Below are 6,469 nucleotides of genomic sequence, written 5' to 3' on the forward strand. Positions count from 1 at the left end.
TGGACAGCGCCTTTGAAGGTTCGTTTCGGGACTCCGAAGAATCTCTGCCCTCAAGGGTGAGGAGGGTCAGGGCTTTCGCGCCCGGCGCTGTCTTGGATGTTGGCAGCGGCGAAGCGGCATCCCTCACCCCCCACCCCTCTCCCACTGGGAGAGGGGGGCTGCTCCTACAGCTACAGCTCTCTCTGACTTCAGGCGAGTTGACGGGATCCCAGAATGGCGGGCTTGGTTTTCAAACCAGGCCAAATAGACGGCGCTCTGCCTCCTCCATGCGGGCCAAGAAAGCGGCGAACTTGGTGGAGATCTCCTCGACTTCCTGCAAAAAGGCGCGCAACGTCTGGTACTTGAGAACTAAGGCTTCTTCTAGGGGACGGCTCTGGAACTGTTCGTCCAAGGCCTGGCCCAGCTCGCTCAGGGCATTTTCAATGGCGGTTTTGATCGCGCCAATGCTGCGCCGCACCAAGCGCATCACTTCCTGCTCCAACTGGGGCTTTTGGCGGGCCAGCTCGCTGGTGGCCAGCACCTGCCGCAGAGCGGCATAGGGATCCCCCACCTGAAGCGGCATCTCGGCCATCTCTCCTGGCTGTCCCGCATTGCCGGCGGGCCGCAGCAAACCCCACTCCGACTGCTCCAGCCTACTCAGGATCCCTCTGAACAGGGCAGCGGATCCCTCTACGTCTTTCAGAAGGCCACGCAGCACCTGGTGTTTGAGGCTCAGGTATTGGTCCGGATCCTCGTCCTGCAGCCCTTCGTCCAGGGCGTTGCCCAACTCGCTCAGGGTGTTCTCGATGGTGGCCATCAGGGATCCGGCGCTACGGTGCAGCAGTTGGCGGCAGGGTTCTGGAAGCTCTGACGCCAGAACGGCAGGAGCAGAAAAAGCAGGGGGCTCGGCTGTCGCTTCCCCCTCGTTCGGGCTTTCGGACTCCAGCCAAGTGATGCGGCTGGACTCCGTCCCGCCAGTGCCGACGGCATTTTCCCCATTGAGCCAATCGAGATCGGCGGCGAGAGTCTCGGCAGCTAGCCCCCCACCGGCCATTGTTTCTTGGGACACGTAAACGTAGAGAGGCTGCAGCATCTGCAGCACGGCGTTAGCTGCTTGGCTATCCTGCTCCGGCTCCTGGAGCTGCTGCACCGCCTGTTGCAGCCGCGCTTCCAGCTCCTGCGGGGAGTTGCAGGCGTCGTAAAGGGCTCTGAGCAGCTCGTCGAGACTGTAGCGCCGTAGGGCCGCCAACCCTTGCACCGTGGGCTCTAGCCTGTGGTGCAAAGCCGTGAACAAAACCAGCTTGGCCCGCAAGGGACTTGTCTGCTGCATCACCCCCGCCCGCAACTCGAACGGGTCGTAGTCTTGCTTGTGCAGTTGTAGGCCGCCGTATCTCACAGGTAAGCTGGGCGCAGGCGCCACCCAAGCCGGCAGATCCCCAGATGAAGCAGTCAGAGGGCTGCCGGGATCCGATTGAGACTGGTGATAGAGGAGCTCGAGCTTGCTCAGCAGCAGTTTGGCGACGCGGGCGTATTCAGCCTTCTTGTTGATTTGGCTGATGGCGTCGCGAAAACGCCGGACTAGGTCCTCCAGGGTCGCATGCTCGCGGTAGAGCTGCTCCAGCAGAGCCTTTAGCTCCTCCCCGCTCAGCTTGACAGCGTCGTTTGTCCAAGTGTGGGTGCAGGTGAAGTAAACCAGCTTTTTTACCCGGTCTGCGTACTCGCCCTGCCGCACCTCTTGGACGATAAGGTGAAGGGGATCCGAGAGAACCATAGGAGCTGCTCAGTGGGAGTTTTAGGCCTTGGGGTTAAAAGGCCGTTTCTGGAGGAGCATGGTCAAGAGGTCCTACCATCATCATGTAAGGAAGCGGCGAAGGCAATCAACCAGGGCCAAAGGCTCTATCCGCCTCAATCCTCTTGCCAGTCTAGGTCGGAATCGGTCAGGATGCGATGGCTCTGCTTACGGCAGGTCAGGTGGTGCCCCTCCCCCCTTCGCTTGAGACCTGGGCAAGCTGGGGCAGAGTTTGCCGCTTGCGCTTCCTGGAGTTCATGTAAAAGCTGTAGGTAAAACCCCCGCCGCTCCCAGTCCAGCTCCCGCAGCCCACAGCCCGGCTCCCGATCGTGCAAGCAATCGCGAAACTGACAGGTGCCCAGCCGCTCCCGCACTTCCGGAAAGCAACGTATTAGCTGCTGAGGGGAAACCGGCGGGATCCCTTCGCCGGCATTGAACCCCGGAGAGTCGGCAATCCAACCCCCCTCTGGCAGAGGGAACAGCTCCACATGGCGGGTGGTGTGCCGCCCCTGGCGCAACTTCTCTGACACCGCTTGGGTGGTCAGCTGAACAGCCGGCAAGAGTCGGTTGAGCAAGCTTGACTTGCCTACCCCTGAGGGGCCAGCCACCACCGAAATCTGATCCCGACAGCGGCGGCGCAGCTCGGGGATCCCTGCCTCAGTAAGGGCACTGACCAATAGAGGCTCATACCCCCACCGCTGCAGACGCTGTCGCCAGCTCTCTGCCACCGCCGCCTCTACACAATCGCACTTGTTGAACACCACCTGAACTCGCAGGTGGCTGGCCTCGGCCTGCACCAGCAGACGGCTGAGGGCGTTGGGCTCGGGCTCCGGCTCGGCCAGGGCCATCACCACCAAGACTTGGGTTATGTTGGCGATGGCCGGTCGAGGCAACTGAGTTCGCCGCGGCAGAATGGCCTCAATTGCCCCCCGCTCCGGCCAGAGAGAGTCGGCAGCCGGCGGTAAGCTAACCTCCACCCAGTCCCCCACCATCACCGACTGCCCCATTTTTTTGAGCTTGGCCCGAGCAGTGCAGAGAAGCTCCGCCGGCATCGGCTTTTGGGCCGGGAAATGCGCCTCGATCTCAGGAAAAAGGGCAGCCAGCTCGGGATCGATGCGCACGCGATAAAAGTTGGCCTGGGCGGCGCGCACCCAGCCAGTGCAAGTGGATCCCTGCCCCTCCCTCCGGTGGCTCATGCCAAGTTCCCACGGCGTACCCAGAGGATGTGGTGTCCCTCGGGCGCCGCTTGTTGCCCTTCAATGTAATGCCCCGCCATCGTCAGGCTCTTGGGCACCTGCTCCAGAGGCTCTCCTGCATCCAGCCACAGCTCCAGCACCTCCCCCGGCGCCATGCGTTCTAGGCGCAACTTGGCGCGCACGTAGTTGAGCGGGCAGGGGATCCCGCGTTGATCCAGAACCAGCTTCACCTCGTGGGGGGGAATTGCCTCTGCCGTCATTCTTCTTCTCGCTCTCGGTTGCCGGGCATTTGGGCCAGCCCCCGCAACAGCCCGCCCAAGAAACCGTCCCGCTTGTTGATGCGTTCCCCATGCAACTCGGCCAGGCGCATAAGCAGTTCCCGCTCTTCCGAGCTGATGCGGGTGGGAATCTCCACTACCAGGGTGATTTTGTGGTCGCCCCGCAACATCGGATTGCCAAGGCGAGGTACCCCCTTGCCCTCCAGAGTTAGCACCGTACCCGGCTGGGAACCCGCCGGAATGGTCAGCTCCGCCTCTTCCTCCAGGCCCGCCTTCGAGTCCACCGTGGGCACCAAGACTTTAGCCCCCAAAATGGCCTGCAGATAGCTTACCCGCACCTGCGAGAAGATGGTGAGACCATCCCGCTGGAAGTCGGGATCCGGCTCGACGAAGAGGTAAACGTAGAGATCCCCAGGTGGGCCACCGCGCCGACCGGCATCCCCCTCGCCAGAAACCCGCAGACGGGTGCCGCTGTCCACGCCGGCAGGGATGTTGATGCGCAGCTTCTTGGTGGTCTGGGCGAGGCCCTCGCCATTGCAGTTATAGCAGGGCTCTTCCAGCACCCGGCCGGCACCGCCGCAGGTGGGGCAGATCGAGACCTGGGTAAAGTTGCCAAAGGGGGTGCGGGTGGCCCGCCGCACCTGACCAGCGCCGCCACAGGTGGGGCAGACTTTCACATCTGTGCCGGGCTTGGCCCCGCTGCCCCCACAGACCGGGCAGACCTCCAAGTGGCTGATGCGAATTTGCTTTTCGCCGCCGAAGATGGCCTCGAGAAACTCCAATTTCAGGTCAAAGCGCAGGTCATCCCCGCGTACCGGCCCTTGGCGGCTGCGGCTGTAGCCAACTCCCCCTCCCGCAAAGTTGGTGAAGAAGCTCTCGAAAAGGTCGGCGAAGCCACCGATTCCGGCGAAATCCTGGAACCCGCTGGCGGCAGCCGCCGCACCGCTCAGCCCAGCTTCCCCAAAGCGGTCGTAGCGAGCCCTCAGCTCGTCGTCCGAGAGCACCTCATAGGCGCGGTTGATTTCCTTGAAGCGATCCTCAGCCCCTGGCTCTTTGTTGACGTCAGGGTGATACTTGCGGGCCAGCCGACGATAGGCGCGCTTAATCTCTTCCTTGGAGCTATCACGGCTAACCCCCAAGATTTCGTAGTAGTCACGAGCCATAGAAGCGCTTCAGAGAACAAGGATCGAATGACGCCGGAAACACAGCTTGCCGGATGGCCCAGGCAATGCCCCTCTGCCATGCCCCAGAGCTGAGCAAAAGCCTTCGCCGAGTATCCTCAGCGAGTGCCATAGATCTCACTCCCCATCTCTAGGAGCACAGCCCGCAGCTCTTCCATTGCATTCCGTAAAGTTGCTAAGTCTACGTTATCATTTGCCAGCAGCGCCCTCAATGTGCCCGCCGCCTGGGCCCCCCTCTGGAGGCAGATCTCGCTAAGGCGACTGCCGTGCTCCTGCAGGGTCTTCTCGTAGTTGTAGAGCAGGCTGTCCGCTTGGTTGCGGGCTTCCACCAACTGCCGCCGGCGCCGATCTTCTTCGGCGTAGGCCTCGGCTTCCCGACGCATCCGCTCGATCTCGCTGCTGCTCAAGCCGCCGTGGTTGGTGATCTTGATGCTCTGCTCGATCCCCGTCCCCTTCTCGCGGGCGGAGACTTTCAAAATGCCGTTGGCATCGATATCAAAGGAGACTTCGATCTGGGGCACCCCGCGGGGAGCTGGCGGGATCCCGGTTAGTTGAAAGCGGCCCAAGGTCTTGTTGTCCTTGGCCATAGCCCGCTCTCCCTGCAAGACGTGGATTTCCACCATTGTCTGGCCGTCGGTGGCGGTGGAGAAAATTTGGGTTTTGCTGGTGGGAATGGTGGTGTTGCGCTCGATGATGCGGGTGAATACCCCGCCCAAGGTCTCCACGCCAATGGAGAGGGGAATCACATCCAACAGCAGCAGGTCTTTCACTTCTCCGCCTACCACCCCTGCCTGGATGGCTGCGCCAAGGGCTACTGCCTCGTCGGGGTTGACGGAGCGATCCGGGTTTTTTTTGAAGATTTGCCGAATCTTCTCCTGAACAGCGGGAATGCGAGTAGAGCCACCCACCAGCAGCACGCGGTCGATATCCTCAGGGGAGAGGCCGGCATCCCGCAAAGCTTGCTCGGTGGGCTCAACAGTAGCCTCCACCAGATCCTGCACCAACTCCTCGAACTTGGCGCGGGTCAGCTCCACTTCCAGGTGTTTGGGCCCGGAGTCGTCGGCGGTGATAAAGGGCAGGTTGATGAGCGTAACCTGGGTGCTGGACAGCTCGATTTTGGCCTTCTCCGCCGCCTCCCGCATCCGCTGCAAGGCCATGCGATCCCGGGAGAGGTCGATCCCTTCCGTCTCCAAAAACTGGCGGTTGAGCCAATCGACAATTCTCTGGTCAAAGTCATCCCCGCCCAGGTGGTTGTTGCCGGCGGTGGCTTGTACCTCGAACACGCCGCTGCCCAGTTGCAGCACCGAGACGTCGAAGGTGCCGCCACCCAGGTCGAAAACCAAGATGCGCAGATCTTGATCTTGTTTGTCCAGCCCGTAGGCCAGGGCGGCTGCCGTCGGTTCGTTGATGATGCGCAACACCTCCAGTCCGGCAATGGTGCCCGCGTCTTTGGTGGCCTGGCGCTGGGCATCGGTAAAGTAGGCGGGGACGGTGATCACCGCCTGAGTCACCGGCTCCCCCAGATAAGCCTCCGCGTCGGCCTTCAGCTTTTGCAGGATCATTGCGGAGATCTCCTGGGGCGTGTAGGCGCGATCCTGCACCACCACCTCCACCATGTTGTCCCGGCCAGGGATCACCTTGTAGGGGACTCGCTTGCGCTCTTCTTCAGTTTCGGCGAAGGTGCGGCCAATGAAGCGTTTGATGCTGAAGATGGTGTTTTCGGCGTTGGTAACCGCCTGACGCTTGGCCAGTTGGCCCACCAGGCGGACGTTGTTCTTGGCAAAGCCGACGATGCTGGGGGTGGTGCGCCCTCCTTCGGCGTTGGTGATCACCACGGGCTTGCCCCCTTCCAAAACCGCCACGCAACTGTTGGTGGTTCCCAGGTCAATCCCGATGACTTTGCCCATACCCCTCTCTCCCCGTGCGTCAAATCCCAACCCAGGACAATTCCACGGATCTCATAAGAGCATTTTGCCCAGAATCCCGCAGAAACCTTCAGGCGGCGCTTCCGCCTCCGTAGCTTTACTGTAGCCTTTTTGAGGCTAT

The 6,469-nt window shown here is 61.7% G+C and carries 5 protein-coding genes; all 5 read right to left on the minus strand.

The annotated features are described in order from the left end of the window. Positions 1–229: 229 nt before the first annotated feature. Positions 230–1,750: a hypothetical protein gene (locus SYN63AY4M2_RS03690; protein ID WP_011429681.1), complete on the minus strand. Its 1,521-nt coding sequence runs from the start codon at positions 1,748–1,750 to the stop codon at positions 230–232. A gap of 134 nt (positions 1,751–1,884) precedes the next feature. Beyond that, a complete protein-coding gene (rsgA, locus tag SYN63AY4M2_RS03695) occupies positions 1,885–2,964 on the minus strand; it encodes a ribosome small subunit-dependent GTPase A (protein ID WP_099812354.1) in 1,080 nt (359 codons plus the stop codon). Continuing rightward, positions 2,961–3,224 carry a sulfurtransferase TusA family protein gene (locus SYN63AY4M2_RS03700; protein ID WP_011429679.1) on the minus strand — a complete coding sequence of 88 codons (264 nt, stop codon included), beginning with the start codon at positions 3,222–3,224 and terminating at the stop codon, positions 2,961–2,963. The genes rsgA and SYN63AY4M2_RS03700 overlap by 4 nt, the downstream gene beginning before the upstream one ends. Beyond that, on the minus strand, positions 3,221–4,405 hold the full coding sequence (gene dnaJ, locus SYN63AY4M2_RS03705) for a molecular chaperone DnaJ (protein ID WP_011429678.1): 1,185 nt from the start codon (positions 4,403–4,405) through the stop codon (positions 3,221–3,223). The genes SYN63AY4M2_RS03700 and dnaJ overlap by 4 nt, the downstream gene beginning before the upstream one ends. Positions 4,406–4,521: 116 nt before the next feature. Then, complete coding sequence (gene dnaK, locus SYN63AY4M2_RS03710) at positions 4,522–6,330, minus strand: molecular chaperone DnaK (RefSeq protein WP_011429677.1); 1,809 nt, start codon at positions 6,328–6,330, stop codon at positions 4,522–4,524. Positions 6,331–6,469 lie beyond the last annotated feature (139 nt).

The sequence above is a fragment of the Synechococcus sp. 63AY4M2 genome, from assembly GCF_002760475.1.
Lineage (GTDB): Bacteria > Cyanobacteriota > Cyanobacteriia > Thermostichales > Thermostichaceae > Thermostichus.

Coding starts and splice junctions, on each gene's coding strand:
- SYN63AY4M2_RS03700 (WP_011429679.1), bottom strand. CDS start 3,224: ATGACGGCAGAGGCAATTCCCCCCCACGAGGTGAAGCTGGTTCTGGAT.
- dnaK (WP_011429677.1), bottom strand. CDS start 6,330: ATGGGCAAAGTCATCGGGATTGACCTGGGAACCACCAACAGTTGCGTG.
- SYN63AY4M2_RS03690 (WP_011429681.1), bottom strand. CDS start 1,750: ATGGTTCTCTCGGATCCCCTTCACCTTATCGTCCAAGAGGTGCGGCAG.
- dnaJ (WP_011429678.1), bottom strand. CDS start 4,405: ATGGCTCGTGACTACTACGAAATCTTGGGGGTTAGCCGTGATAGCTCC.
- rsgA (WP_099812354.1), bottom strand. CDS start 2,964: ATGAGCCACCGGAGGGAGGGGCAGGGATCCACTTGCACTGGCTGGGTG.